At 70.8% G+C, this 25,455-nt stretch carries 26 protein-coding genes and 1 tRNA gene; 15 read left to right on the forward strand and 12 right to left on the reverse strand.

The window, feature by feature from the left end; genetic code table 11:
• Positions 1–50: 50 nt before the first annotated feature.
• The gene (locus tag PWG71_RS05420) at positions 51–926 is read right to left on the reverse strand and encodes an oxidoreductase (protein WP_274808397.1); all 876 of its coding nucleotides are present in this window, start codon (positions 924–926) and stop codon (positions 51–53) included.
• An 80-nt stretch (positions 927–1,006) separates the two neighbouring features.
• Between PWG71_RS05420 and PWG71_RS05425 the strand changes: the two genes are divergently transcribed.
• The 3 genes from PWG71_RS05425 to fusA all read left to right on the forward strand — a co-directional run bounded on the left by PWG71_RS05425 (position 1,007) and on the right by fusA (position 4,378).
• Positions 1,007–1,591, forward strand: a complete 585-nt coding sequence (locus PWG71_RS05425) for a TetR/AcrR family transcriptional regulator (RefSeq protein ID WP_274808398.1) — start codon at positions 1,007–1,009, stop codon at positions 1,589–1,591.
• Between the two features lie 292 nt (positions 1,592–1,883).
• Complete coding sequence (locus PWG71_RS05430; RefSeq protein WP_274808399.1) at positions 1,884–2,078, forward strand: DUF1918 domain-containing protein; 195 nt, start codon at positions 1,884–1,886, stop codon at positions 2,076–2,078.
• A 191-nt stretch (positions 2,079–2,269) separates the two neighbouring features.
• Positions 2,270–4,378 carry an elongation factor G gene (gene fusA, locus PWG71_RS05435; protein WP_274808400.1) on the forward strand — a complete coding sequence of 703 codons (2,109 nt, stop codon included), beginning with the start codon at positions 2,270–2,272 and terminating at the stop codon, positions 4,376–4,378.
• A 95-nt stretch (positions 4,379–4,473) separates the two neighbouring features.
• On the opposite strand, the gene PWG71_RS05440 is transcribed toward fusA, so the two are convergent.
• From PWG71_RS05440 to PWG71_RS05455, 4 genes are all read right to left on the reverse strand, one after another.
• Positions 4,474–5,175 (reverse strand): hypothetical protein, encoded by a 702-nt coding sequence (locus PWG71_RS05440; protein WP_274808401.1) that lies wholly within the window; start codon positions 5,173–5,175, stop codon positions 4,474–4,476.
• A complete protein-coding gene (locus PWG71_RS05445) occupies positions 5,172–5,804 on the reverse strand; it encodes a TetR family transcriptional regulator C-terminal domain-containing protein (RefSeq protein WP_274808402.1) in 633 nt (210 codons plus the stop codon). Before PWG71_RS05445 ends, PWG71_RS05440 begins: the two co-directional genes overlap by 4 nt.
• Before the next feature lie 356 nt (positions 5,805–6,160).
• Positions 6,161–6,361: a hypothetical protein gene (locus PWG71_RS05450; protein ID WP_274808403.1), complete on the reverse strand. Its 201-nt coding sequence runs from the start codon at positions 6,359–6,361 to the stop codon at positions 6,161–6,163.
• Positions 6,362–6,403: 42 nt separating this feature from the next.
• Positions 6,404–6,670, reverse strand: a complete 267-nt coding sequence (locus tag PWG71_RS05455; RefSeq protein WP_274808404.1) for a hypothetical protein — start codon at positions 6,668–6,670, stop codon at positions 6,404–6,406.
• Positions 6,671–6,908: 238 nt separating this feature from the next.
• On the opposite strand from PWG71_RS05455, the gene PWG71_RS05460 reads away from it, so the two are divergent.
• The 6 genes from PWG71_RS05460 to PWG71_RS05485 all read left to right on the forward strand — a co-directional run bounded on the left by PWG71_RS05460 (position 6,909) and on the right by PWG71_RS05485 (position 12,730).
• On the forward strand, positions 6,909–7,775 hold the full coding sequence (locus PWG71_RS05460; protein WP_274808405.1) for an LLM class F420-dependent oxidoreductase: 867 nt from the start codon (positions 6,909–6,911) through the stop codon (positions 7,773–7,775).
• A gap of 430 nt (positions 7,776–8,205) precedes the next feature.
• A complete protein-coding gene (locus tag PWG71_RS05465; RefSeq protein WP_274808406.1) occupies positions 8,206–9,060 on the forward strand; it encodes a DMT family transporter in 855 nt (284 codons plus the stop codon).
• A gap of 113 nt (positions 9,061–9,173) precedes the next feature.
• On the forward strand, positions 9,174–9,740 hold the full coding sequence (locus PWG71_RS05470; protein ID WP_274808407.1) for a dihydrofolate reductase family protein: 567 nt from the start codon (positions 9,174–9,176) through the stop codon (positions 9,738–9,740).
• 412 nt (positions 9,741–10,152) lie between these two features.
• A complete protein-coding gene (locus tag PWG71_RS05475; RefSeq protein ID WP_274808408.1) occupies positions 10,153–10,833 on the forward strand; it encodes a potassium channel family protein in 681 nt (226 codons plus the stop codon).
• A gap of 716 nt (positions 10,834–11,549) precedes the next feature.
• The gene (locus PWG71_RS05480; RefSeq protein ID WP_274808409.1) at positions 11,550–12,017 is read left to right on the forward strand and encodes a hypothetical protein; all 468 of its coding nucleotides are present in this window, start codon (positions 11,550–11,552) and stop codon (positions 12,015–12,017) included.
• A 137-nt stretch (positions 12,018–12,154) separates the two neighbouring features.
• Positions 12,155–12,730 (forward strand): class F sortase, encoded by a 576-nt coding sequence (locus tag PWG71_RS05485; protein ID WP_274808410.1) that lies wholly within the window; start codon positions 12,155–12,157, stop codon positions 12,728–12,730.
• Between the two features lie 396 nt (positions 12,731–13,126).
• Here the strand turns inward: PWG71_RS05485 and PWG71_RS05490 are convergent.
• A tRNA-Thr gene (locus tag PWG71_RS05490) sits at positions 13,127–13,199 on the reverse strand.
• A 319-nt stretch (positions 13,200–13,518) separates the two neighbouring features.
• Between PWG71_RS05490 and PWG71_RS05495 the strand changes: the two genes are divergently transcribed.
• From PWG71_RS05495 to PWG71_RS05505, 3 genes are all read left to right on the forward strand, one after another.
• Entirely contained in the window at positions 13,519–13,851 is a 333-nt protein-coding gene (locus tag PWG71_RS05495; RefSeq protein WP_274808411.1) for a PadR family transcriptional regulator, read from the forward strand.
• A gap of 167 nt (positions 13,852–14,018) precedes the next feature.
• On the forward strand, positions 14,019–14,546 hold the full coding sequence (locus PWG71_RS05500) for a hypothetical protein (RefSeq protein ID WP_274808412.1): 528 nt from the start codon (positions 14,019–14,021) through the stop codon (positions 14,544–14,546).
• A gap of 239 nt (positions 14,547–14,785) precedes the next feature.
• The gene (locus PWG71_RS05505; RefSeq protein ID WP_274808413.1) at positions 14,786–14,998 is read left to right on the forward strand and encodes a hypothetical protein; all 213 of its coding nucleotides are present in this window, start codon (positions 14,786–14,788) and stop codon (positions 14,996–14,998) included.
• A 51-nt stretch (positions 14,999–15,049) separates the two neighbouring features.
• Here the strand turns inward: PWG71_RS05505 and rlmB are convergent, their stop codons facing one another.
• A complete protein-coding gene (gene rlmB / locus PWG71_RS05510) occupies positions 15,050–16,021 on the reverse strand; it encodes a 23S rRNA (guanosine(2251)-2'-O)-methyltransferase RlmB (RefSeq protein WP_274808487.1) in 972 nt (323 codons plus the stop codon).
• A gap of 222 nt (positions 16,022–16,243) precedes the next feature.
• Positions 16,244–17,644: a cysteine--tRNA ligase gene (cysS, locus tag PWG71_RS05515; RefSeq protein ID WP_274808414.1), complete on the reverse strand. Its 1,401-nt coding sequence runs from the start codon at positions 17,642–17,644 to the stop codon at positions 16,244–16,246.
• A 425-nt stretch (positions 17,645–18,069) separates the two neighbouring features.
• Here cysS and PWG71_RS05520 point away from each other — a divergent pair, with 425 nt between their 5' ends.
• A complete protein-coding gene (locus PWG71_RS05520; RefSeq protein ID WP_274808415.1) occupies positions 18,070–20,190 on the forward strand; it encodes a DUF2637 domain-containing protein in 2,121 nt (706 codons plus the stop codon).
• A 577-nt stretch (positions 20,191–20,767) separates the two neighbouring features.
• Here PWG71_RS05520 and ispF read toward each other — a convergent pair.
• The 3 genes from ispF to phoU all read right to left on the reverse strand — a co-directional run bounded on the left by ispF (position 20,768) and on the right by phoU (position 22,733).
• The gene (gene ispF, locus PWG71_RS05525; protein WP_274808416.1) at positions 20,768–21,247 is read right to left on the reverse strand and encodes a 2-C-methyl-D-erythritol 2,4-cyclodiphosphate synthase; all 480 of its coding nucleotides are present in this window, start codon (positions 21,245–21,247) and stop codon (positions 20,768–20,770) included.
• 26 nt (positions 21,248–21,273) lie between these two features.
• The gene (locus tag PWG71_RS05530) at positions 21,274–21,756 is read right to left on the reverse strand and encodes a CarD family transcriptional regulator (protein ID WP_274808417.1); all 483 of its coding nucleotides are present in this window, start codon (positions 21,754–21,756) and stop codon (positions 21,274–21,276) included.
• Between the two features lie 314 nt (positions 21,757–22,070).
• Entirely contained in the window at positions 22,071–22,733 is a 663-nt protein-coding gene (gene phoU, locus PWG71_RS05535; protein ID WP_274808418.1) for a phosphate signaling complex protein PhoU, read from the reverse strand.
• A gap of 124 nt (positions 22,734–22,857) precedes the next feature.
• On the opposite strand from phoU, the gene PWG71_RS05540 reads away from it, so the two are divergent.
• Together PWG71_RS05540 and PWG71_RS05545 are read left to right on the forward strand one after the other, a co-directional pair.
• Entirely contained in the window at positions 22,858–24,051 is a 1,194-nt protein-coding gene (locus PWG71_RS05540) for a sensor histidine kinase (protein ID WP_274808419.1), read from the forward strand.
• On the forward strand, positions 24,048–24,752 hold the full coding sequence (locus PWG71_RS05545) for a response regulator transcription factor (protein WP_274808420.1): 705 nt from the start codon (positions 24,048–24,050) through the stop codon (positions 24,750–24,752). The genes PWG71_RS05540 and PWG71_RS05545 overlap by 4 nt, the downstream gene beginning before the upstream one ends.
• Before the next feature lie 273 nt (positions 24,753–25,025).
• Here PWG71_RS05545 and dtd read toward each other — a convergent pair whose 3' ends face one another.
• Positions 25,026–25,451: a D-aminoacyl-tRNA deacylase gene (dtd, locus tag PWG71_RS05550; protein WP_274808421.1), complete on the reverse strand. Its 426-nt coding sequence runs from the start codon at positions 25,449–25,451 to the stop codon at positions 25,026–25,028.
• Between the last annotated feature and the right edge of the window lie 4 nt (positions 25,452–25,455).

Here is a 25,455-nt window from a genome sequence, read left to right on the forward strand (position 1 = left end):
GAGGAGGGCCCGTCGACGCGGGCCCTCCTCGCGTGTGCGGGGCCGAGGGCTCAGGCCTTGATCGGAAAGGTGACCCCGGTGCGCTCCTCCGACAGCTCCCACAGCCGGCGGGCGGCGCCCCCGTCCTTGGCCGCCGGGCTGCGCCCGCACAGGGTGGGGGCGCCGCGCATACCGCCCCGGGGGCCGGCGAACCCGGCCGGAGGCATCCGCTGAGTGGCGGCGTAGATCGTGGGCAGGGCGCCGGCGGCGGCACTCTGCGCGAACAGCCTGTTGCCGATGGCGGTGAACGCCCGCGACAACGGGTTGGCTGCCTGTCCCTGGAGGTTGGTGGCGGCGTAGCCGGGGTGGGCGGCCACCGACAGCACCGGGGAGCCGACCTCGGTGAGGCGGCGCTGGAGTTCGAGGGTGAAGAGCAGGTTGGCCAGCTTGGACCGACCGTAGGCGCGATAGGGGGTGTAGCCGCGCTCGAAGTCGACGTCGTCGAAGTCGATGCCCGGCACCGAGGCGTGCAGCCCCGAGGAGATGGTGACCACCCGGCCGGTCACCTGGCCCAGGAGCAGGTTGGTGAGGGCGAAGTGGCCGAAGTGGTTGACCCCGAACTGGAGCTCGAAGCCGTCGACCGTCCGCGCCTTGGGGACGGCCATGATGCCGGCGTTGTTGACGAGGAGGTGGATGTCATCGGTCCAGCCCGCGGCGAAGGTCCGCACGGAGGCCAGGTCGGCCAGGTCCAGGCGGCGCACCTCGGTCTCTCCGCGGATGCCTTCGGCGGCGGCGCGCCCCTTGGCCTCGTCACGCACGGCCATGACGACACGGGCGCCGGCCCCGGCCAGGATCCGCGTGGTCTCCAGGCCCAGACCGCTGTTGGCTCCGGTGACGATCGCCGTACGTCCGGTGAGGTCGGGAAGGGCGACGGGTGTGGTGTCCATTCCCTCACGGTAGACAACCCGGAGCGAAGTTGTCAATGACAACAATGTTGACGCCGTAAACATCCGTTTATGCTGGACCCATGACCGGTCGTCCCTACCACCACGGAGACCTGCGCGCGGCCCTGCTCGCCGGTGCCGAGCGCACCCTGGCCGAGCGCGGACCGAACGCGCTGTCCCTACGCGAACTCGCACGTGAGGCGGGGGTGAGCCACGCCGCCCCCAGTCGTCACTTCCGTGACAAGACCGCCCTGCTGGACGCACTGGCCCTCAGCGGTTTCGAGCGCCTCACCGAGCGACTGGACGCCGCGGCCTCCGAATCCGGGGACACCCGCAGCGGACTGCTCGCCATGGGCCGTGTGTACGTCGCGTTCGCCCTGGGCAACACCGCCCTGCTCGACCTCATGTACGCGCGCAAACACGCGCCCGACTCCCCCGAGGAACTCACGGCGGCGATCGGCCACCTGCTGGAGACCGTGCTGGGCATGATCGCCGAGGGTCAGCGGGCGGGGGAGGTCGCCGCGGGCGACCCGGAGTCCATCGCGTTCACGGTGGCCGCGACCCTGCACGGGTTCGCGGTCCTCAACTCGACCACCCCGCCCGACGAGATCGACCGGTCGCTGCCCCGCATCATCGACGTCCTGGTCACCGGTCTCATCCCCCGCTGAAGCCCACCGCCGCGACCCGTCGCCCCGCTCCCCGGTGGTCTCCCCGGAATCCACGCGACCCCGCCGGGCACACCGGGGCACGGCACCGGCACCGGCACCGGCACCGGCACTTCGGGGAGGATCCTCGGCGCACCCGTTCCGGGGGCGTACGGACGGACGACGGGGACCTCTCGGGGCCCGACGGCGTTCGTACGGCCGGCCGCGTGCACGGCTCCGGGCCGGTTCGGTCCGGAGCGGGGACGGGTAGAGCCGGAGTACGGGCCGGTCGAGGGCCGGCCGGAACGGGGGGAACATGCGCGCGAACGTCGGCGACCACGTCCACACGCACGGGGTCACCAGCAGCGACGGTCAGGACGTCGGGGAGATCATCGAGGTGCGCGGCGCCCGGAACGGGCCGCCCTACCTGGTGCGCTTTCCCGACGGCGAGGAACGGCTCATCCACCCGGGGCCGAACACCGTGGTGGAGCCCCGGCGCCCGGTGGAGTGACGGGGCGTCGAGAAGGGCGACGGGTCGCGGACCCGCCGCCCTTCTCGTGCCGTGAAGCCCGAAAACCGTTGGCCCGTCGGGGATCGCGAACCCTACCCTCCCAGAAGGCGGCAGGCCGTACCCACGGCCGCACAGGCATGCGCGCACCGCCCTTGGTCGCCCCGACGACACCGGAGAGGAACGGGCACCCCATGGCCACCACACGGATGGAACAGGCCGCGGTCCGCAACATCGGGATCATGGCCCACATCGACGCGGGCAAGACGACCACCACCGAGCGCATCCTGTACTACACCGGCTCCTCCCACAAGGTCGGCGAGGTCCACGACGGCACCACCGCCACCGACTTCCTGCCGGAGGAGCGCGAGCACGGCATCACCATCGCCTCGGCGGCGGTGACCTGCCGCTGGGCGGTCGACGGCACGGTCCACACCGTGAACCTCATCGACACCCCGGGCCACATCGACTTCACGGTCGAGGTGGAGCGGTGCCTGCGCGTCCTGGACGGCGCGGTCGCGGTGTTCGACGCGGTGGCCGGTGTCGAGCCGCAGTCCGAGACGGTGTGGCGTCAGGCCGACCGGTACGGCGTCCCCCGGATCTGTTTCGTCAACAAGATGGACCGGGTCGGCGCCGACATGGCGCGCTGCGTCGAGATGATCGGCGACCGTCTGGGCGCCGTGCCGCTGGTGCTGCACCTGCCGATCGGCGCGGAGGCGGGCTTCCGTGGCGTGATCGACCTGGTCGGCATGCGCGCCCTGACGTGGTCGGCCGATACCGACCTGGGCGAGGCCCATGACGTCGTCGCCGTCCCCGACCACCTGGTCGGTGAGGCGCGACGGTGGCGGGACCGCCTGGTGGAGGCCGTCGCCGAGCACGACGACGCGCTGATGGAACCGTACGTCCGAGGCGAGGAACCCGACGAGGAGGCGCTGCACGCGGCGATCCGGCGGGTCACCGTCGGCTCGGTCGGCGGTCCCCTCACCGTGACGCCGGTGCTGTGCGGCACCGCGTTCAAGAACAAGGGCGTGCAACCGCTGCTGGACGCCGTGGTCCGCTATCTGCCCTCCCCGCTCGACGCGGGGGAGGTGGCGGGGGTCCACCCGAGGGATCCGGCGGCGGCGGTACGACGCCCTCCGTCCGAGGACGCGCCGCTGGCGGCGTTGGCCTTCAAGATCACGAGCGACCCGCACCTGGGCCGGCTCACGTTCGTCCGCCTGTACTCCGGTCGGTTGACCACCGGTGAACGGGTGCACAATCCGCTGCGAGGGGACAAGGAGAGGATCGGCAAGATCTATCGCGTGCACGCCGCGACCCGTGAGGAGATCGCCTCGGCGGTCGCCGGTGACATCGTCGCCGTCATGGGGCTGCGCCGGACCACCACCGGCGAGACCCTGTGCGACGCGGCGGATCCGATCGTGCTGGACTCCATGGACTTCCCCGACCCGGTCATCGAGGTCGCGGTGGAGCCCCGGTCCCGCGCCGACCGGGACCGGCTCTCCGAGGCCATCGTCCGACTGGCCGAGGAGGATCCGTCCCTTCGGGTGCGCACCGACGCCGAGAGCGGCCAGACGATCCTGGGCGGCATGGGCGAGCTGCATCTGGAGATCCAGATCGCCCGGCTGCTGCGGGAGTTCCGGGTGGACGCCCGGGTGGGGCGGCCCCGGGTCGCCTACCGGGAGACGATCCGGCGGGTCGTGGAGTCGCTCGACCACACGCACCGGAAGCAGACCGGTGGCAAGGGTCGGTTCGCACGGGTGCGGATCACCGTGGAGCCGTTCGAGGGCGGATACGCGTTCGTCAGCGAGGTCACCGGTGGTCGGGTGCCCCGGGAGTTCGTCCCCGCGGTGGACCAGGGGTGTCGGGACGCGCTGCGGATCGGCGTCCTGGCCGGCCATGAGGTGACCGGAGTGCGGGTGCGCCTGTTGGACGGCGCGTTCCACACCGAGGACTCCTCCGAGCAGGCGTTCCGGACCGCGGGGCTCGACGCGATGAAGGCGGCGCTGGCCCTGGCCGATCCGGTGTTGCTGGAGCCGGTGATGGCCGTCGAGGCGACCACGCCCGAGGAGTGCCTGGGCGATGTGATCGGCGACCTCAACGCCCGGCGCGGTCGGGTCCGGTCGTTGACGGAGCGGCGCGGTGCCCGGGTCGTGTCCGCGGTGGTGCCGTTGGCGGAGATGTTCGGCTACGTGGGCGATCTGCGGAGCCGGACCTCGGGTCGGGCGTCCTTCACGATGGAGTTCGACTCCTACGCGCAGGCGCCGACTCCGGTCGCCGCGGCGGTGATCGGCGACGGCCGCTGACGTGAACGCGTGCGGGCCCGTCCCCCTCGGGGGCGGGCCCGTGCGCGTGGCCGGTACGGGGGTCCGGGATCGTGGGAGGCGGGGGTCGTGGGGGCTCAGCGCGGGCTGACGGTGCCGCGCAGGAGCACGAGTTGATCATGGGTGTCGAGGATGGCCTCGGCCAGGCCGAGATCGACGTCCTCGATCTCCTTGAAGAGGAGTTCGAGGTGGGGCAGCAGCGTGAGCAGCCAGACGACCACCTGGGGATGACGCAGCGTCGGCGAGGTGGCCACGATGGTGCCCGCGGTGTCGGCGAACTGACGCACGGCCGGGTGGTGGTCGGCCCACCGGTGCAGCCGGGCGGTCCAGGCGTCCAGGAACGGGGCCAGATCGTCGAAGGCGGTCGCGAGCGTGTCCAGGAGCAGGACGGCGGGGCGTTCCTCGGGTTCGCGATCGAGGGTGCGCCGCCACAGGGCGGCGAAGCAGGCGCGGACGGCGTCGCGTTCGTCCATCGGCCATTCCCACCAGCGGGCCAGGTCCAGTTTCGCGGCGACGGTGTCGATCTCGATGACGCCACCGCCGGGCAGGGCGAGGTCGAGGATGCGCGGCAGGAAGTGGCGCAGGTCGTCGACGTTCCCCCAGGTGGTGATGGCCTTGGCGACGAACCGGCTCAGGTCGGCCTCGCCGAGTTCGCGCAGGGGGGACCGGCGCAGCAGGTGTTCGTCCTCGTCGGTGACGCAGTGCGGGCAGCCATCGATGCGCGCCGCCAGACGATGGCGTGCGAACACCGTGTACAACCGCTCGACCGCTTCCCTCACCGCTCCTCCACCTTCTCGTGCCCGGAGGGATCGGCCCCGGTCAGGCGGCCGATGGCGTGGGACGCGGTGGCGGCCCCGTCGACGGCGTCGGGACGCGGCGGCCCCTGCACCCGGAGTCCGTCCATGACGGCGATGATCGAGGCGGCGGTCCGCCCGGTGTCGAGGTCGGCGGCGATCTCGCCGTCGTCGCGGGACTCCGCCGAAGCGTCGGCGACCATACGGCGCAGTCCGCCGTAGCGGCCCTGGACGTACTCACGGGCGGGGTGATCGTCGGTGACGCTCTCCGAGGAGGGCGCCGTGTGGAGACGGACGGTGCCCTGGCACTCGGTGTCGGCACGGATGGTCCGGACGAGGTGGCGCGGGAACGCGCGTCCGCGCGGGCGGTCGGCGCCGTGTTCGGCGGTGGCGTCGCGCAGGTCCGGGACCCCGGTGAGCGGGTCCGCCTCGCACGGGAGGTGGTGGAGGGCCCCGACCCGGGTGAGGCCGACGCGGTCGGAGATCTCGGCGAGGGAGGCCTTGTCGTGACCGCGCGCCGCGGAGACCTCCATCGCGATCCGCGGGATCCCGTCCCGCCGACGGTCACGATCGCCCCGCGTCACCCGGCGTCCTCCCGGGCTCGTATTCCTCACGCCTAGGAGTCTAGGGTCCCGCGCGGCCGGAAAGATCCACATCCCTTTGTCCTGGGGCTTTTCCGTTACCCACCGAGCAGTCGGTGGACGACGTGGAGGGGTTCGGCCGAACGCTCATCGAGCGTTCTCCCCCACACCGGCGGCTCCGCGCGGTCTCCCGGTGCGCGGGCCACATCCGCTCCACGTGGAGACCCCTCGGCGCTCCCGAGGGGGTACCGCCGTTCCGTTCGCGGCCGGGGCCGAACGGACGTTCTGTCCGACCGGCGGTGACGGGCATCGGCCGCGCACACCGCCGACCCACGCAGCCCCGTCCGTGTGGGACCCGCGGGAGCGGACCGGGCCGGAGCCGCCCCGGTTCACTCCGGCCGCGAGCGACCGGAGAAGCGCTGGACGGCGACGAGGATCAGCAGCCCCAGGGCGATGGCGGTGCCGAAGGAGGCCAGGGTCGCGACGAGACCGGGGCCGAGCAGGTCGGCGTACGGGTCCCGGGTGAGGGCGCGGGTCAACGCGAAGACCGCCACGAAGAGCACCCAGGAGACGATCGAGGAGGTGTTCACCGGTGGGGCCTCCGGGGCGCGGGAAGGGACATGCCGGGCATCCTAACCGAGGAGGGTCCCGATGAGCCTCACCAGGGAGTACAGGGTGACCAGGGCGAGGAACACGAAGAAGCCCACCATCCAGTACTTGTTGAACCGGTGCCCGCGGCTCTTCAGGTACTCCTCCTCGTCGGTGCCCAGGACCGGGAGCACGCGGGACATCAGGCGCATCTGCATCCGGTCGAAGTGCCGCCAGAAGACCCATGCGAGGAGGGAGAAGAGCAGGGTGAGCCCGATACCGGAGAGGAACCCGATCACGTGATCGCTCATGGGGTCCCGGGGCGGGTCGGGGGGATCGGTCGCACGGGAGTACGTCCTGTCGTCATGGAGGGGCACGGCCTGCACGGATCCCACGGAACCCGCACGGCTCCCTGACCGGCGGGACCGCCGGAGTGCGACGGCGGGTTCTCCACAGACCCCGAAAGACACTGGAGTCGACCGGCTCCAGGGGTGAGACTGGAATCCGGCCGGAGGACCCCGGCCTGATCCTTCCCCCTCTGGAGGGCCTATGGAACTCGGGTTGCACGTCGCCGACTTCACCTGGGACGGCGGTGTCCCCGAACTCGGCGGGCGGCTCGCCGACACGGCCCGGCACGCCGAGGCCTCGGGGATCGCCCGGATCACGGTGATGGACCATTACCGGCAACTGGGCGGTGATCTCGGTCCGGCGGAGAACGCCATGTTGGAGGCCTACACCACGCTGGGTTTCCTGGCCGCGCACACCGAGCGGGTGTTGCTGCACACGCTGGTCACCGGTGTCGTCTACCACCGACCGGGGGTGCTGGCCAAGCAGATCAGCACCCTGGACGTGCTCTCCGGCGGCCGGGCCGGGCTCGGCATCGGCGCGGCCTGGTACGAGGCGGAGGCCCGCGGTCTGGGCCTGCCCTTCCCCCCGGTGGCCGAACGGTTCGAGCGGCTGGAGGAGACCCTGCGGATCTGCCTGCGGATGTGGGGCGGGGAGGGCGGGCCCTTCGAGGGGGAGCACTACCGGCTGGAGAACCTGCTCGACTCCCCGCGCGGGCCGTCCGAGCCACGCCCCTACCTGATGATCGGCGGGATGGGCGAGCGCAAGACCCTGCGGTTGGTGGCCGAGTACGCGGACGCCTGCAACCTGTTCGGCGGGCCGGAGGTGCCGCACAAACTCGACGTGCTCGCGCGCCACTGCGAGGAGGTGGGACGCCCCTACGAGGAGATCGAGAAGACGGCGACCATCTCCCTCACCCCGGGGGTCGACCGCGACGAACTGGTCAAACGACTCCTGGAGCTGCGCGGGTCGGGCATCACCGTGGTCTACGTCTTCGGGCAGGGGTTCGCCGACCCGCGCACGACGGTGGACCGGCTGGCCGCCGCGCTTCCGGAGGTCGCCGACGCCTGACCGCGATCCGGGCACCGATCCCCACCGGGGTCGGCCACGGATGAGCCGGCGAGGCCACCGACGCACGAACGCCCAGGGGACCCGAAGGACCCGTTCGACCGCCCGAGGAGGCCGCGTACCGAAGCGGCCCTGATATCGACGGTGACAACGCAACGGCCTCATCTGATGTCGTCTTCGACGACATCAGGAGTGCGCCCACGGTCCGCCGAGCCTCCACCGCCCCTTCCTCCCATGACGGTCCCCGACCCGCCCCCGGCCTCGGGGGTACGCCTCGGTGCGCCGGACCGTGCTCGTCGACGCGTTCCCCGAGACCGTCCGCTTCCCCGAGACCGTCCGCCGCTGGAACGAGGGGCGTTCCCCTACCGAAGACGGCCGCGCTCATCCTCCGGTATGACGACACGGACCCGGCCCGCGCGAAAGGGTCCATGGCATGGATCCCTTCGTGTGGCTCGGCGCCTTCCTGGGCACCCTCTCCTGCGTCGCCTACGCCGCGGCCGCAGTGTCCCAGTGGAGGCTGGCGGTGCTGCTCCCGGGACCGCTCACCGAACGCCGCCCCCTGACCGCCCTGTTGACCCGCCCCCTGTGGTGGTCATCGGTCCTCCTCAACGGGGCCAGAGCCGTCTTCCAGGTGGGCGCCCTGGCCTTCGCCCCGCTCACCGTGGTGCAGCCGCTGGGCGTCCTGACCCTGGTCATCGCGATCCCCTGGGCCGCGCGGCTCGGCGGACACCGGCTGACCCCACGGGAACGTCTGGGCGCCTTCCTCGCCGTCCTCTCCGTGACGGCGCTGCTGGCCCTGGCCATGACCGACGGCCGCAGTGAACCCCTGACCGCCACCGACGGGCTCATCGTCACCGTCGGCACCCTCGCCCTGCTCATCTCGGGCGCCTGGGTGGCGGGCCGTTGCCCGCCCCTCTGGCGCAGCCACCTGCTCGCCGCCGCGGCGGGCATCGCCTTCGGTGTCTCCTCCGCGCTCGCCAAGACCACCATCACCGTCGTCGGCACCGACGGAACAGGCGCGCTCCTGCACCCGGCGGCCATCGGCACCGCCGTCGTCGCCGTCCTGGGCCTGTTCCTCGCCCAGGCCGCCTACCAGGGCATGGAACTCGGTTCGCCCCTGGGCGTGACCACCGTCGTCAACCCGATCGCGGCGTCCGTCGTCGGCATCGCCTTCATGGGCGAGTCCTTCCTCGGCGGCCCCCTCGGGCTCGTCCCGGCGGTCCTGGCCGCCTGTCTGTGCGCCTACGGCATCTCCCTCCTCAGCACCCGGCTCCCCACCCCGCGCTGACCCCGTACGGCGACCCCGACCGGATCCGGAAAAAATTTCTCGCGCGGTGTCGAATCCCGCGCGGCCCGTTCGACGGGAGAGTGTAAGAGCGAACGAGAAGTGAGGAACACACCATGCGCACCCTGATCGTCACCGCGTTCACCTCCCTCGACGGCGTCATGGAGGCCCCTGGCGGCGAACCCGGCTACCGCAACACCGGCTGGACCTTCAAGGCCGTCGAGTTCGACGAGGCCGCCTACGAGATCAAGGGCCGCGAGCAGGCCGAGGCGGACGCCCTGCTGCTGGGCCGCCTCAGCTACGAGGCGTTCGCTCCGGTGTGGCCCACGATGACCGAGGAGTTCGCGGGCTACAACGCGATGCCCCGCTACGTCGTGTCCACCACCCTGACCGAGCAGGACGAGCGCTGGCCCGCCACGATCCTGCGGTCGCTCGACGACGTCGCCGCCCTCAAGGAGACCGAGGGCGGGCCGATCATCGTCAACGGCAGCTCCACCCTGGCCCGCGGCCTCGCCGACGCGAACCTGGTCGACCGCTACCACCTGCTCGTCTTCCCCCTGCTCCTGGGCGCGGGCAAGCGCCTGTTCAGCGACACCGACAAGGACCTCACCAAGCTCGAACTCGTGGAGCACGAGGCGTACTCCAACGGCGTTCAGAAGCAGGTCTTCGACGTCGTCCGCTGACCCGGGAACGGACCCCGCGATCCGGTGGGAGGTCGAGGCGGCCGGGCGCCGGCCTCACCTCGACCTCCCCTTCGGGATCGCCGACCGCGGCGGGTGCCCGCGGCCAGGACGCGGCGGCCGTCCTGCTCCCCTCCTGGAAGAACCCCTTCCGGGCGGCGGGACGCGCCATCGTGCTCGTACGAGGGAACCTCCACCCGGATCACCGGACGGAGGCCTCCGGCATGATCCATCGGCCACCCCCGCTCACCGACCCGACTGCGGCGCCCGTGGGCTCCTTGGCGTATCCTCCCAAGTCAGCGGGGCCACAAGTGACCCTTTCGCCCCGCATGCCCGTGGTCGCACCCCGAGCCCCACGCACCTCGGCGGTCCAAGCGGCCCGTGACCGTGACCCCGCGCGAAGATCGGTGCCTTCATGGCCGAGCAGGACGCCCCCACCCCGAAGAACGAACACGGCGAGCGCGTGGCCCGATGGGAACGCAGGTCGGAGATTCCGATGCTGCTACTGGCCGGAGCGTTCCTCGTCGCCTACGCCTGGCCCGTCATCGACCCCGACCTGGAACCGGACCTGTACACCGTGCTGGAGACGCTGTCGTGGACGGTCTGGCTGTCCTTCGGCGCCGACTTCGTCATCCGGGTCCACCTCAGCGAGCACCGGTTGAAGTACGCCCTGCGCCACTGGTACGACGTCCTCCTGATCCTGATGCCCGTGTTCCGGACCCTGCGCCTGCTGCGGCTGTTCGCGCTCATGCGCATGCTGAACCGCTCCGCGCAGGGAGGCTCCCTGGAGGGCAAGGCCTCCCTCTACGTCGGCGGCGCGGCAACGCTCACCATCTTCCTGGGGGCGGTGACCGTGCTCGACATCGAACGGGGGGCGCCCGACGCGAACATCACCGAACTCGGGGACGCCCTGTGGTGGGCGCTGGTGACGGCCACGACGGTCGGGTACGGGGATTACTACCCGGTCACGCTCGAAGGACGGCTGGTGGCCGTCGTGCTGATGATCATGGGCATCGGCCTGATGGGCGTCGTCACGGCGGCGGCCGCGTCGTGGTTCCTGAGAAGCGCGGCGAAGAACGTCTCCTCCGCTCCGTGATCCCCGACCGGCCGCCTTCGAGGCGACCGTCCCCCGCGCGGTCGCGCATCGGCGGAGAGGCGTTCTCCCGAGGCTTCTCGTACCGGTGCCCGATCATCCTCACCGAGAACGGCCCGGCCGGGGCGGCGGATCCCACCGGCCACGGTCCGGCGCTTCGGCTGATCGCCGTTCTCGGTCCTGTGGGAGTGCCCCCGGTCCCAGGGCCCGCAGTCGGCACGACGCGGTCCCTGCACCGCGAAGGTCCGTCGGCAGGCGAACGGCAGGGGCCGCGCCACCGCCCGTCCCCACCGCGAACGGCCCGGGGGGACACCACGGGCCCGATGCGGTTCACGTGTGCTCCCCGGCACGACCCTTGTGCGTCCCAGGCATCCCAGGCGTCCCGGCGTCCCGTCTCCCGGAACAACCGAGTTCGGTGGAGACGCCCTTGCCGGTGACCGCTCGGTGCGGCGAGAACAGCCGATAGCAGCATTTCCCGCTCCTATCAGAGACCGTGATGCCGCCGGTGACACGTGACCAAGGCACATCGTTCCACCACGCGAGTGAGATCGCCGGTCGCGAAGTCCGGACCAATGTCGACAAAGTTTGGCTTTTTGGCAGCACGGGCACAAGCAATTTCCCCCAGTTTATTGCTTTATGTCGGATTCGATGACCGAATCGGGGGCCGGTGCGCACAAAGCGCGCGACGTCGAGCCCCCTCGGGAGCACAAGGGGAACACATGGACATGACGCGTACCGTGACGGCCGCTACCGCGACCCTGGTCTTCGGCACCGCACTCGCTCTGGGTGCGGCCGCACCAGCGCTCGCCGAGGACCCGGTCCCGCCACCGCCGCCGGATGTGGACTGCTCGGACATCCCAGAGCGCAACTTCGAGGTCAGCCCCGGAGACCCGCACAACTTCGACGCCGACGGTGACGGCATCGGCTGCGAGGAGGACGACGGCATGGGGTCGGAGTCCGACGACACCACGGACGAGACCACAGATGACACCACGGACGAGACCGATGACACGACCGAGGAGGACTCGAACGGGGACGAGGAGATGCCGGTCGGCGGTGTCGACACCGGTGCCGGGGGGACCGCCGACGGCGGATCGAACCTCTGGCTGCTCACCAGCGGCGGAGTCCTCGTCGCGGCCGCTGCGGGCGGACTCATCCTGACTCGCAAGCCTGGGCACGACGGCTGATGGGCCGTCACACGAGTCCCGACCGCCGCAGCGATTCCAGCGCTGTGGCGGTCACGGCCGTGTACGCGGGAATCGGCGTCGCGCTCCTGACCGTAGGGCTGGGTCAGGCTTTCGCTCCGCCTCCGCCGTCCTTCGAAGTGAGCGCACCGGGTTCCGTGCGCACCGCCGAGCCGAGCGTCCCGGCCGTGGCCGGGGAACCCGCCGCACTGGGGCGTTCCGCCCCGATGACGCTGACCGCTCCGTCGATCGGCCTGCGTACCTCACACATGGTCGAACTCGGTCTGAGCCACGACCGTCGTCTCGAAGCTCCGAAAGAGTGGGAGGACGTCGGGTGGTACTCAGGGGGTGCCGCGCCCGGTCAGAAGGGACCCGCCGTCCTGGCGGGCCACCTGGACTCCCCGACCGGACCGGCCGTCTTCCACCAGCTGGGAAAGCTGCGGGACCAGGACACCGTCTCGATCGAGCGCGCCGACGGCGCCGTGGTGGACTTCACCGTCTACGCGGTGGAACGTCACGCCAAGCACGACTTCCCGACAGAGGAGGTCTACGGCGACACCGAGCGCCCTGAGCTGCGGCTCATCACCTGCGGTGGTGGCTTCGATGCCTCCACCGGGCACTACACGGACAACATCGTCGTCTTCGCGGCCCTTGTGGAAGCCCCTGGAACTTCTGAGGCCCCCGAAGTGACCACAGCGGTCCCAGACCCGGGATGACGGCGCGGCGGTCCGCGATGGACACCTCGCCCATACGCAGTCCGGCGATCTCCTGACGGCGCAGGCCGGTGTCCTTGAGCGGTCGCAGGGGGCGCTGTCACGGAGCTTACAGACGTCCACGCGGCGGTCGGTGTCAGTGGGCCGACCGCCGGCCGGCAGGTGCTCGGCCGCGAACCAGGAGGCGGCCTGCGAGTCAAGCGTGATGGTCTTGCGACTCCTGCCCTCGGCCAGCAGGTAGAGGACGAAGGAGTCGATGTGCGGCTTCAACGGTCCGGCGGCCAGGTCGCGCGGTCTCCGGCGGAGGTGGCGAAGAGCCATGAGCGGTGGCTCTCCACGCGATCACACACGTGCAGTGATGTGGACCGCCCGGAGATGCCCCAGGTCAGACCATGTGAGAGCCGGCGAGGGGACTTGAACCCCTAACCTGCCGCTTACAAGGCGGCTGCTCTGCCAATTGAGCTACGCCGGCGGGTCGTTCGGCTCCGGGAGGGAGCCGCGTCCTCCCGAATGGTACCGGGTGAGGCACCTTTCGGCCTACTCGGATCGCTCGCCCTCCCTCGGGCCCGCCTCACCCGTGCCAGGCAGGCGGAAGCACACTTGACACGATTTTTCTTGATCTGGCGGTTTTCATCATCCTCGGACATCGCTTCGCCTGTGCCGTACGTTTCCCGCACACGAATCATGGCCCCGAAAAGGCCCAAGCGAGGGATCCGCGCCCCCCTCAGGGCATCCGGCGGACCACAGGAGCCTCGGGGGCTATATAGAGTTCTCCTATGCCCCCTCCGAGGATGACCTTGCAGACCCAGCTCGTTCTGCGTGTACTGCTGAGCGATCCGACCCAAACCGTCTACGGCCTACAACTGTGCGAGGCCACCGGCCTCGCCGCCGGTACCGTCTACCCGATCCTGACCAGGCTGGTGAACTGCGGCTGGGTCGATTCACGGTGGGAGACCCCGGATGAGCAGGCCGACGCCGGGCGACCGAGACGGAAGTACTATCGCCTGACCGGAGAGGGCGCCCGTGAGGCCGGCATGGCCCTGGCGGAGGCCCACCAGCAGAGCGCGGCTGTTCGGCGCTGGTGGGAACAGGGCCTCATTGAAGAAGGACCCGCCAACGCATGAGATCGTTCCGCCCCCCGAGAACCCCGCTGCCGCAGCGCCCTCCTCTGAACGAGGAGCGCTTGCGGAACATCCAGTCCGAGCGATCTTCTCCCGTTTTCGTCGCTCGAAGGACATTGGGACTGCTGCAAACCGTTCACGAACTGCTTCCACGGGCGCTGGAAACACCCGTGTCACGCCCACCGACACCGGGTCTCGACACCGTGAACATCATCTGTCGGGCGTTGGAGGCGGCGCTGTCACTCCATGACTTCATCGCCTCCTCGAAGCAGGCTCCGGAAGGCTTGGAGGAGAGCCGCCAACGGTGTTCGGTCCTGTGGGAGCACTGCCGGCTCCTCGCCCGAGAACACGGGCCCGAGCGGGTGGCGGCCGTCATAGAGGCCGAGTCGAGGCTCGGATCGGCGCGAGAGGTTCTGGAGGAGATCGCCTCGGGGCGGCACGAGGTGACGGGCCATGGCGTCATCCCCCAGCCGCTGGCCGAACGCGGCCCGCTCCCCTCCCTGTTCGTCCTGCGTCGGGTCGTCCGTGCCTTGGCCCGGGTCCTACCGAGCAGTCATCGCGACGATTGGCTCGAAGAGCGGATGAGCGACCTCCACTCCCTTCCGGGAGGGCGGCGCTTCCTCTACGTCATACAGATGGCACGAGCCGCCCCGTTGCAGGCCGTTCTCATCCGACGCAACGGTCGTACGGCGGCCTAGCGGCAGCGGGTCGGCGCCCAGGGCGCCGAAAGGGATGGCCGGTCACAGGCGACCACCGGCCATCGCGTGAACGTCTTCCCCACCCGGGCGTCCAGCCCACCGATCACCCATGTCCCCGCCGCGGAAAGACATGCGAAGAACGCCCTCGGTCCTCGCGAGCCGTGCTCCCGCCCGCGCCACGTGCCTTCATCGTATGAGCGTGCGGTCATCTCGGGTGCGACCAGAAAGAGGAGCACATCGTGAAAGACCCGAAGCGAACGTCATCGGCGGAGCCGGACGATTCCATCCACGTCAGCACGCGTTTCGCCGTGATCGCCCTCTGGAGCCTCGTCTGCTCCGCCATGGTGGGCACCGCGACCGCGTGGTCCGGAGCCCCTACGGGAACGGCGTTACTGGCCGCCCTCGGAGTCCTGGGGGGAGCGTTCTTCACCTTGGCGAAGATCATCCGTTGACCTGTGGGAGATCGATCCCGGCCCCCTGTCGGGGACCGGGGGTGGGCACGATCAGGAGTTCTGGGCGGCGCGCAGGCGGGCGACCTCGTAGAGGGAGACGCCGGCGGCGACGGAGGCGTTGAGCGACTCGGCGTTGCCGATCGGGATGCTCGCGACCACGTCGCAGGATTCGCGCACCAGGCGGGACAGGCCCTTGCCCTCGGAGCCGACCACGACGACCAGCGGTCCGCCGGCCAGGTCCAGGTCCGTGATGAGGGCGTCGCCGTCGGCGTCGAGGCCGACGACGAACAGGCCCGCCTTCTTGAAGGTCTCCAGGGCGCGGGTGAGGTTGGTGGCCTGCGCGATGGGCAGGCGGGCCAGGGTGCCCGCGGAGGTCTTCCACACGGTGGCGGTCACACCCGCGGCGCGACGCTCCGGGATGAGCAGGCCGTCGGCGTTGAACGCGGCGGCCGAACGGGCGATCGCACCGAGGTTGTGCGGGTCGGTGACACCGTCGAGCGCGACGATGAGCGGAGGCGCGTCGGAGCCCAGCGACCGCTCCAACAGTTCCTCGGGCAGCTGGTAGCGGTAGGGGCGCACACGCAGGACCATGCCCTGGTGGACGGCGCCGGGCTGGCCGCTGCTCTCACAGCGACGGTCGAGTTCGGCGCGGGTGACCTCCAGGACCTCGACGTTCTGCTCACCGGCGAGGCGGGCCGCCTCGTTGACGCGATCGTCGGAGTCGAGGCTGTTGGACAGGAAGAGGCGGCTGGCGGGCATCCCGGCGCGGAGCGCCTCCAGGACGGGGTTGCGGCCCACGAGCAGGTCGGAGTCGATCCGACGGCGGTCGGTGTCCGTGTGAGAGGAACGCCCCTGGGTGCCGGAGCCCTCGGCCGTGGCGCGGCGGATCGCCTTGGAACGCTGCTTACCGTCGTACCAGTGCCGCTGCTCGGCGGGCAGGGTGCCCTTCTTCGCCTCCAGGGAACGACGGCCCTTGCCGCCGCTGCCCTTCGTGGGGCCCTTCTTGCTCTTCTTCGCCGGCATGATCGCCGTCCCTCCGTCAAGTATCGCGAGCATGCCGGAAGAGTCCTCCGGCGCATGGGGTGCCGCTTCGCCGATGGCGGCGGCAAATCCCCAGACTACCGCCGGGCCGGCACCGAACGTGTTGTCCACGGGCACGCGAACGCACCCGGCGGCCGATGCGGGGGCGGCCCACCGTGGAAATCGGGGGGCCGCCCCGCTCCGGACACCGCACGCCGTCCGTGTTCAGCCCCTCCGCAGGTCCCAGCGCGGCCCCTGCGGGGTGTCCTCCACCACCACGCCCGCCGCGGCGAGGCCGTCGCGGATGGCGTCGGCGGCCGCGTAGTCCTTGCGGGCGCGGGCGGCCTGGCGCTGTTCGAGGGCGACCGCGACGAGGCCGTCGACGACCTCGCGCAGCCCGTGGTCCCCGGAGGACCACTGTTCGCTCAGCGGGTCCAGGCCCAGGACGTCGAGCATGGCGCGCAGTTCCCCGGCGAGCTCGGCGGCCTTCTCCTTGCCGCCGGCGGCCAGGGCGCTGTTGCCCTCGCGGACGTGCCCGTGCACGACGGCGAGGGCCTGGGACACGCCCAGGTCGTCGTCGAGCGCGGCGGCGAACTCGGCGGGCACCCGGGCCGCGGGCGCGACCTCGCCCAGGACCTCGACGGCGCGGGTGAGGAAGCCCTCGATCCGCTGGTAGGCGACGGCCGCCTCACGGAGGGCCTCGTCGGAGTAGTCGATGGTGGAGCGGTAGTGGGCCTGGCCGAGGTAGTAGCGCAGTTCGACGGCGCGGACCTTCTCCAGCATCTGCGGGATCCGCATGGAGTTGCCGAGCGACTTGGCCATCTTCTCGCCGCCGATCTTGAGCAGACCGTTGTGCAGCCAGTACTGCGCGAAGGCGTCACCGGCGGCGCGGGACTGGGCCATCTCGTTCTCGTGGTGCGGGAAGACCAGGTCCAGGCCGCCGCCGTGGATGTCGAAGGACGGGCCGAGGTACTTGGTGGCCATCGCCGAGCACTCCAGGTGCCAGCCGGGGCGGCCGCGTCCCCACGGGGTGGGCCAGGTGGGCTCCCCGGGCTTGGCGCCCTTCCACAGGGCGAAGTCGCGGGGGTCGCGCTTGTCCCGGTCGGGGTCGGAGTCGGCCGCGGCCTGCACCTGCTCCAACCGCTGGTTGGAGAGTTCCCCGTAGGGCGGGAAGGAGCGCACGTCGAAGTAGACGTCACCGGAACCGTCGTCGGCGGCGTAGGCGTGCCCGGCGTCGATGAGCCGTTGCATGAGCTCGATCATCTCCGGCACGTGGCCGGTGGCGCGCGGCTCGACGGTGGGCGGCAGGCAGCCCAGGACGTCGTAGGCGTGGGTGAAGGCGCGCTGGTTGCGCTCGCTGATCCGCCACCAGGGCACGTCCTCGGCGCACGCGACGTTGATGATCTTGTCGTCGATGTCCGTGACGTTGCGGCAGAAGGTGACCTCGTAACCCGAGTGGGTCAGCCAACGGCGCAGGATGTCGAAGTTCACCCCGGATCGGATGTGACCGATGTGCGGAGGTGCCTGCACCGTGGCACCACACAGGTACAGGGAGGCGTGTCCCTCACGCAGGGGGACGAAGTCTCGGACCTGTCGGGCACTGGTGTCGTAGAAGCGCAGACTCACGTTGTCAAGCCTATCCTCTTTCCCCTCACATCCGCGTCACAAACCGACGACTCCGACCCGGGCGAACGTGGTGACGGGTGGGTCACGGTGCCCCTGTTTCCACTCTCGGACATCCCGAAGCACCTATATATGAAGAACCGTATTCGGACCTTCGCCGTGTGAGATACCCCGGGACAGAGGCCTCGCGGCCAGGAACGGCGGGTCACGAGATACTGCATATTCCGACATAACGCCATGGAACGCCCGTAGTTCGCACGGCCTGGAAGGCACCGGAATCGGACGGAATCTCGTGTTAACGCCATCACCTCGACTACGCTGCGAAAGCGATGGCCCCTTACAACGATTCCCTCGGAACAGGAACACGGAACGGTAGGCCCACGGGTCGCGGAGCGGGAACCGGTGCGCTCGCCGGTGGCGCCCTCTTCGTGGGGCTGATCGCGCTGTGTGCCCTCGTCATCTCCTACAACGGCGTCTTCCGGCTCGCCGAGCACGGTGGCCACGAGGGTCACCCCCTCGCCCACGTGTTCCCGGTGATGTACACGTTGTTGCTGATCATGGCCTGCTGGGTCAGCTACCTGCTGCGCGAGGCCCCACCACGACGGCGTTCGTGGATCGACCTGGGATTGATCCCGCTGCTGGTGCTGTTCGCCGCCGTGATCATGGTGCTCAACAACCTGGAGCTGATCGAGCGGATCCCCCAGCGCGTCGCCAGCGTGATCGTGGCGGTCGCGCCGCTGGTGGCGCTCCTGATCGCGCTCCTGCTGTGGATGGCGGTCCGCGCCCACCTGCGCCGCCGTCGCCGCACGGGCGGATCCCGGCCCGGACCGGCGAACGATCGGACCATGGTGCTGCACGGCCGCGCGGTGATGCCCGACGACCGGGACACCGAGGACACGGACGAGGGACCGTCCTTGGAGGAGCGCCTGCTGGCGTTCGGCGGCGGGTTAGAGCCGCGTACGGCCCCGGAGCCGCAGGCTCCGGACACCCGCGTGCTCCCCGAAGCCGAGATGCCCGAACCCGAGCCGCCGGGCTCCCCGGACCCCGGACCCGAACCGTCCGCGATCCGTACCGGGTCCTCCGCGTCCTCCGCGCCGACGCCGGTGGCCGGTCCCACCGAGGACGAGGACGAGGGGCCGGAGGCGTCAGTGCCCACCGTCCCGCTGCCGCGCCGCTCCCGGAGCGGGGACAACCCCATCAAGCAGGCCGCCGATCACCCGCCGCTGGCGCCCATCGCCTCCGCCGAACCCGAACCCGAGCCGGAACCCGAACCGGCACCGGTCGCCGTGTCGGCGATGCCCGGAGCGCCGGAGGAGGTGGACGAGGGCTTCGAACACGATCCGTTGCCGGGCGACCCGGTCACCGACGAGGCGGAGGCGCCCGTGATCACGGCCTCGGCGGCCTCACCGAAGGACGAGGAGCCCGTCGGCCCCTCCGCCGCCGAGACCACCGAGACCGCCGACGAGGGACCGGCACGAGAGGCCTGGGAACCCGGGGAGACCGGCGGGGCCGCGCTCCCCGGCCACGGGGACGCCCTCGGATCCGAGGCCGCTCTCGACGAGGGGCCCTCCCCCGACGCCCTCTGGGAACCGCCGACGGACGACGACACCGGTACCTGGGCGCGCACCGACTACGTCCCCCCGGTCTGGACTCCCCCCGAGGACGACGACTCGACGGTCGACGCCCCGGTCGAGGTCCCCGCCCCCGCCCTGGACCACGACACCGGCCCCGCCGTGCGCGCGGCCTTCCGCATCCCCGACGATCCGATGGCCGCTTCCCGATCGGCGCTGTCGGACGATCTGCCCGACGACTCCCCCGTGTGGACGCCTCCCGTGGCCGAGGTGCGCCCGGCGGGCCCCGTCCTCCCGGAACCGACCGAGGCCGGTCCTCGGCCCGACCGTCCCGCATGGGCCATGTCGTCCGGACCGTCCGGGCCGTCCGGTACCGGCCCCGACGACACCGCGGCACCTTCCGCGAGGCCAGGGCGCCCCGCCGACAGCGGTCCCGCCGAGGCCGTCCCGGCCGCACCCGAGGAACCGGCGTCCCCCTGGGACGGCAACGGCGGCAGCCGGAACACCGCCGAGGCGCACCCCCGCTCGGGCGGCATCCGCGCCGCCGAACACACCGGCCCGGCCACGCCCGAAGAACCCGTGGAACCGGTGGATCCGATCCGCTCCGCGCGCGCCGAAGACGTCGGGGGCACCGGTGACGCCGACGAGGACACCCCCACCGGCTCCGGGCGCACCCGGCGCACGGCCTTCGTCGCCCCCGCCGTGCCGCCGGGCGCCGCACGACCGCGGGAGGACGACGCCGAACCGGTCCGGGGTCCCGTCCCGGACCCCGTCGAGGACCGCCGATCGCGACGTCCGTCGCCCTCTCCGGCACCATGGGCGCCCGCCGATCCGGAGGCCGTCACCGAGCGCCTGCGCAGGACCCCGGTGGAGAAGCGGCCGATGGTGCTCAAACCGCCCCGGCCGCCGATGCCCGATTTCTCCTCCGGGCCGCCTTCACGGCGTGTGCGCAGCGAACCGCTCCGCCCCGACGAGTGACCTGACGGGCGGTCCCGAGAACGGACCGTGCGCGGGCCCGCGACCGGGCGGCGGGTACGTGGTCGCCGCCCGTGGTCGGCGGCGACCACGCTTCGACGGGTGTGGCCCCCTCGGGTGTCGACCGGGCGCGCGGGGACGATGAGGCGTCGGCCCCGGGCCCACGGCGCACTCGCGCGGAGTGGCCCGGTGCGTCTCCGAGGCCTTCGCAGCCCTCCCGCTGTTCCCGGGTCACCTCTTCGGGGGCCACGGGGGTCGAGGGGACGGCCACCGCGAGGGCGGGCGCCGCCACGACGGAGCCGCACCACCGGCGGGTCTTCGCCCACCGTGTTCCTCTCGCTCTTCGCCCGTGTCCTCCCCGGGCCCCCGTCCCCGTTCGGGGTCCGGCGGCACGTCCTCCGCGCCCGGAGGGACGCCGTTCACGTCCGTCGTGTCGCCCCGTGTCCGTCGACCGCCGTGAGGCTCGTGTCCGGCCCAGGAGGGCGACGGGGAAGGAAGGTCGGCCGCGCCATGACGAGAACGCCCCACGGCATCGGCCGTGGGGCGTTCTGGTTCTGGGGTCCCGGGTTCTCCGGGCCCGTCACCCGGTGGGGACGCACAGGGCCGTGGCGATGGCCGCGATGCCCTCGCCCCGCCCGGTGAGACCCAGACCGTCGGTGGTGGTGGCCGACACGGTCACCGGGGCACCGACGATCGCCGTCAGCGTCTTCTCGGCCTCATCGCGCCGTGGCGCGAACTTGGGCCGGTTGCTGATGACCTGCACCGCGACGTTGCCGATCTCGAATCCGGCCGCGCGCACGCGGGCGACCGTCTCGGTGAGCAGCTCGGCGCCCGAGGCGCCCTTCCACCGTGGTTCCGAGGTGCCGAAGTTGGACCCCAGGTCGCCCAGGCCGCACGCGGAGAACAACGCGTCGCAGGCGGCGTGAGCGGCGACATCACCATCGGAATGTCCGCTGACGCCTTCCTCCCCCGGCCATTCCAGACCGGCGAGAAAAAGTGTCCGTCCAGGAGAAAACGGGTGGACGTCCGTCCCGACGCCCACCCGAGGAATTTTCGTCATGAATTATGTGATTCCGCGACCGTGCTTCAGTTCGTGAGAACCTCGTCGAGGAGGGCTTCCGCCTTGTCCTCGTTGGTCTTTTCCGCAAGGGCCAGTTCGCTGACGAGAATCTGGCGCGCCTTGGCGAGCATGCGCTTCTCACCGGCGGAGAGCCCGCGCTCCTTGTCCCGGCGCCACAGGTCGCGAACGACCTCGGCGACCTTGTTGACATCGCCGGAGGCGAGCTTCTCCAGGTTGGCCTTGTAGCGCCTGGACCAGTTGGTGGGCTCTTCGGTGTGCGGCGCGCGCAGCACCTCGAAGACCTTGTCCAGGCCCTCCTGCCCCACCACGTCGCGAACGCCGACGTCCTCGGCGTTCGCGGCCGGCACGCGCACCGTCAGATCGCCCTTGTCGACCCTCAGAACGAGGTAGGCTCTGTCCTCGCCCTTAATGGTTCGAGTCTCGATCGCTTCAATACGAGCAGCCCCATGATGGGGGTAGACAACAGTGTCGCCGACCTTGAAAGCCATGTGACAGGTACCCCTTCCGCTACCACAAGGATACCATGAATCTGTGACTTAACGTACCTATTAGGTTTGCGAACACGCAGGTCAAGCCCCACTTTTTAGGGCTTGACAAAGTCTACCCGACGATGCAGGAGCAGCCGATCGGCGCAGGTCCGAGAGCCCTTCCGGCCCTTTAGCGGAAGGCGTTCGCGGCCTCTCCGCGGGGGCGGGACGAGGCACCCCCGGGCACGACGGAGGCACCCGCGAAGAGATTCGCATCACCATACCCGGGCACTCGATGGACCCTCCCGTCACCGGTGGCGGGGTCGCCTCGCGGATCACCCCTCCGGCTCGTAGTCCTCTCGTCGTTCCCCCGTCACCATGTAGACGAGGTTGTCCGCGACGTGCACGGCGTGGTCACCGAAACGCTCGTAGAACCGCCCCACCAAAGTGACGTCCATGGTGGCCTCCACCCCGTGCTCCCACCCCGGGGCGAGGATGCGCTGCAACAGCTTGCGGCGCAGCCGGTCCATCCTGTCATCGTCCTTGTCCAGCTCCAGGGCCGTGTCGGGGTCGCGCTCGGTGATGACCTCTCCGGCCTTGGTCACCAGCATCTCCGCCTGGTGGCCCATCTCCAGCACGATCGAACGGAGCGGCTCGGGGATCGCCGAGTCGGGGTGCCTGCGGCGGGCGATCTTGGCCAGGTGAACGGCGTGGTCGCCCATCCGCTCCAGGTCACCGCGCATGTACAGCGAACTGATGATGGTGCGCAGGTCGGAGGCGACCGGCTGCTGCCGGGCCATCAGGCTGAACGCGGTCTCCTCGATCTCCTGGTCGAGTCGGTTGATCTTCTCGTCACCGGAGATGACCTCCTGGGCGGCGTCCAGGTCGCTGTCGAGCAAGGCCGTGGTCGCCCGGGCGACGGCGTGTCTGGCCAGTCTGGTCATCTCGACGAGGCGCTCACTCAGGCTGTCGAGATCCTCGTGGTACGTATCGCGCATGCTGTCAATGCTCCCAGTGGTTTTCTGAAGAGTCGGCCAAGAGTCGGTGAACGCTGAAAGAACCTAGCCCATGACACACACCCTGACCGGGTAAAGGTCCAGCCCGCACGTTTACGATCGAAACGTGCAAGGGGAACTTCTCGCCGCTCTGACCGGCATCATCGGACTCGTCACCGGCGTCGTCGTAGGCGTCCTCGCGGGCTCCTTCTTCCGAGCCGGAGCCGTGGAACGGCCGACGCCCGTTCCACAACGCAACGACGGCACCACACTGCCGCCGGGCATCGCCGAGGTCCTGTCCGCCCTCCCCTCGTCGGCCGTGGTCCTGGACTCCGCCGACCGGGTGCTGCGCGCCTCCTCGGCCGCCCGGGCCTTCGGGATCGTCCGCGGCGAGGAGTTGGTCATAGACGAACTCCTCGCGCTCGCCCGCCAGGTACGACGGGACGGTGTCATCCGCGAGACCGAGATCGAGGTGGCCGTGCGCAAGTTCGGCCCCGACGCGACGTCCTTCGCCGTGCGGGTGGCACCGCTGGGCGGCACCGGGTTGGTACTGGTGCTGGCGGAGGACCAGACCGAGCACCGGCGAGTGGAGGCGGTGCGCCGGGATTTCGTGGCCAACATCTCCCACGAACTCAAAACGCCGGTCGGTGCGTTGTCACTCTTGGCCGAAACCGTACAGGACGCCAGTGACGATCCCGAGGCCGTGCGACGGTTCACCGACCGTATGCAGACCGAGGCGTCGCGGCTGACCGCGCTCATCCAGGACCTCATCACGCTCTCGCGCATCCAGGGCGCGGAGCCGATGGCCGAGCCCACCCGGGTGGAACTGGGCGGGGTGGTCGAGGAGGCCCTGGACGCGTTGCGCATGCCCGCCGACGCCAAGGGCATCGAACTGGTGGGCAGCGGTGGCGAGGACGTCACCGTCCTGGGCGACGAGGGGCTGTTGGGCACCGCGCTGCGCAATCTCATCGCCAACGCCGTCTCCTACAGTCCCAAGAACACCCGGGTCGCCGTATCGGTCGCGTTGACGCGCAACACCATCGACATCAGCGTCACCGACCAGGGGATCGGCATCCCCCAGCAGGACCTGGAAAGGATCTTCGAGCGGTTCTACCGTGTGGACGCCGCTCGGAGCCGGGCCACCGGAGGTACCGGTCTCGGCCTGGCGATCGTCAAGCACATCATGACCCACCACCGTGGAGAAGTGACCGTGTGGAGCAAGGAGGGGTCGGGGTCGACGTTCACTCTTCGTCTGCCCAGACCCGAGGACCGGGGGCAGGACGCCGCCCGGAACAACGACCGTCAGGAGGCGGCACAGTGACTCGTGTACTCGTGGTCGAGGACGAGGAGTCCTACAGCGACGCCCTGTCCTACATGCTGCGCAAGGAGGGCTTCGAGGTCGCCGTGGCGCCCACCGGCACCGTGGCCCTGGAGACCTTCGACCGCACCGGCGCGGACCTGGTCCTGCTGGACCTGATGCTGCCGGGTCTGTCGGGCACCGAGGTGTGCCGGAGTCTGCGACAGAAGTCCAGCGTCCCCGTGATCATGCTGACCGCCAAGGACTCCGAGATCGACAAGGTCGTCGGTCTGGAGCTGGGCGCCGACGACTACGTGACCAAGCCCTTCTCCTCCCGTGAACTGGTCGCCCGGATCCGCGCCGTACTGCGCCGCCGGGGCGGCGAGGCCGGGGAGGACCCGGTGCTGCCCGCCGCCCTGGAGGCCGGTCCCGTCCGCATGGACGTGGAGCGGCACGTGGTGACGGTGCGCGGGGAGAACGTGCAGCTGCCCCTCAAGGAGTTCGAGCTGCTGGAGGTGCTACTGCGCAACGCGGGGCGGGTGCTGACCCGGATGCAGCTCATCGACCGCGTGTGGGGCGCCGACTACGTGGGCGACACCAAGACCCTCGACGTGCACGTCAAGCGGCTGCGCGCGAAGATCGAGGACGACCCGAGCAGCCCGAAGTACATCGTCACCGTGCGGGGGCTGGGCTACAAGTTCGAGCCGGTCACCGCCGACGTCTGAGTCCTCCGAGGACCCCGCCCCTCCTGTCCCGATCCACGGACCCACGCGGTCCGCGGGTCGGGACCTCGCCGTCCCCGGCGGGCGTGGTCGACGCGGACGGGGGCCGACCCGCGCCCGTCGTCCCCGGCGGGCGTGCCGGGGCGGGAACGGCTCGGGCGAACGGCGCCGGGAAGTCCGCCGGACCGGTGCGGTGACCGGTCGGGCGTCGACCGATGACGTGGCGGGGCCGTCCCCGGTGTCGTGGTGATGCGCCGCGAGGCCGTGTGAGGCGGCTCAGACCTCCACGAGGACGGTGAAGGGCCCCTCGTTGGTGAGGCCCACCGACATCTTCGCGCCGAAGACGCCCGTGGCGACGGTGGCGCCCAGGTCGCGCAGCTCCTTGACGACGGTGTCCACGAGGGGCTCGGCGACGGGTCCGGACGCCGCCGCCTGCCAGGTGGGGCGGCGGCCCTTGCGGGCGTCGCCGTAGAGCGTGAACTGGCTGACGACCAGCAGGGGCGCGCCGATGTCGGAGCACGATCGCTCGTCCTCCAGGATGCGCAGCGTCCACAGTTTGCGGGCCAGCCTGGCGGCGTCCGCCTCCGTGTCGGTGTGGGTCACGCCGACCAGGGCCATCAGCCCGGGCTCGGTGATCTCCCCGACCACCGCGCCGTCCACCGTCACCGACGCGTGCGATACCCGCTGCACGACCGAGCGCATGGGC

It is taken from the genome of Nocardiopsis sp. N85, assembly GCF_028882275.1.
GTDB lineage: Bacteria > Actinomycetota > Actinomycetes > Streptosporangiales > Streptosporangiaceae > Nocardiopsis > Nocardiopsis lambiniae.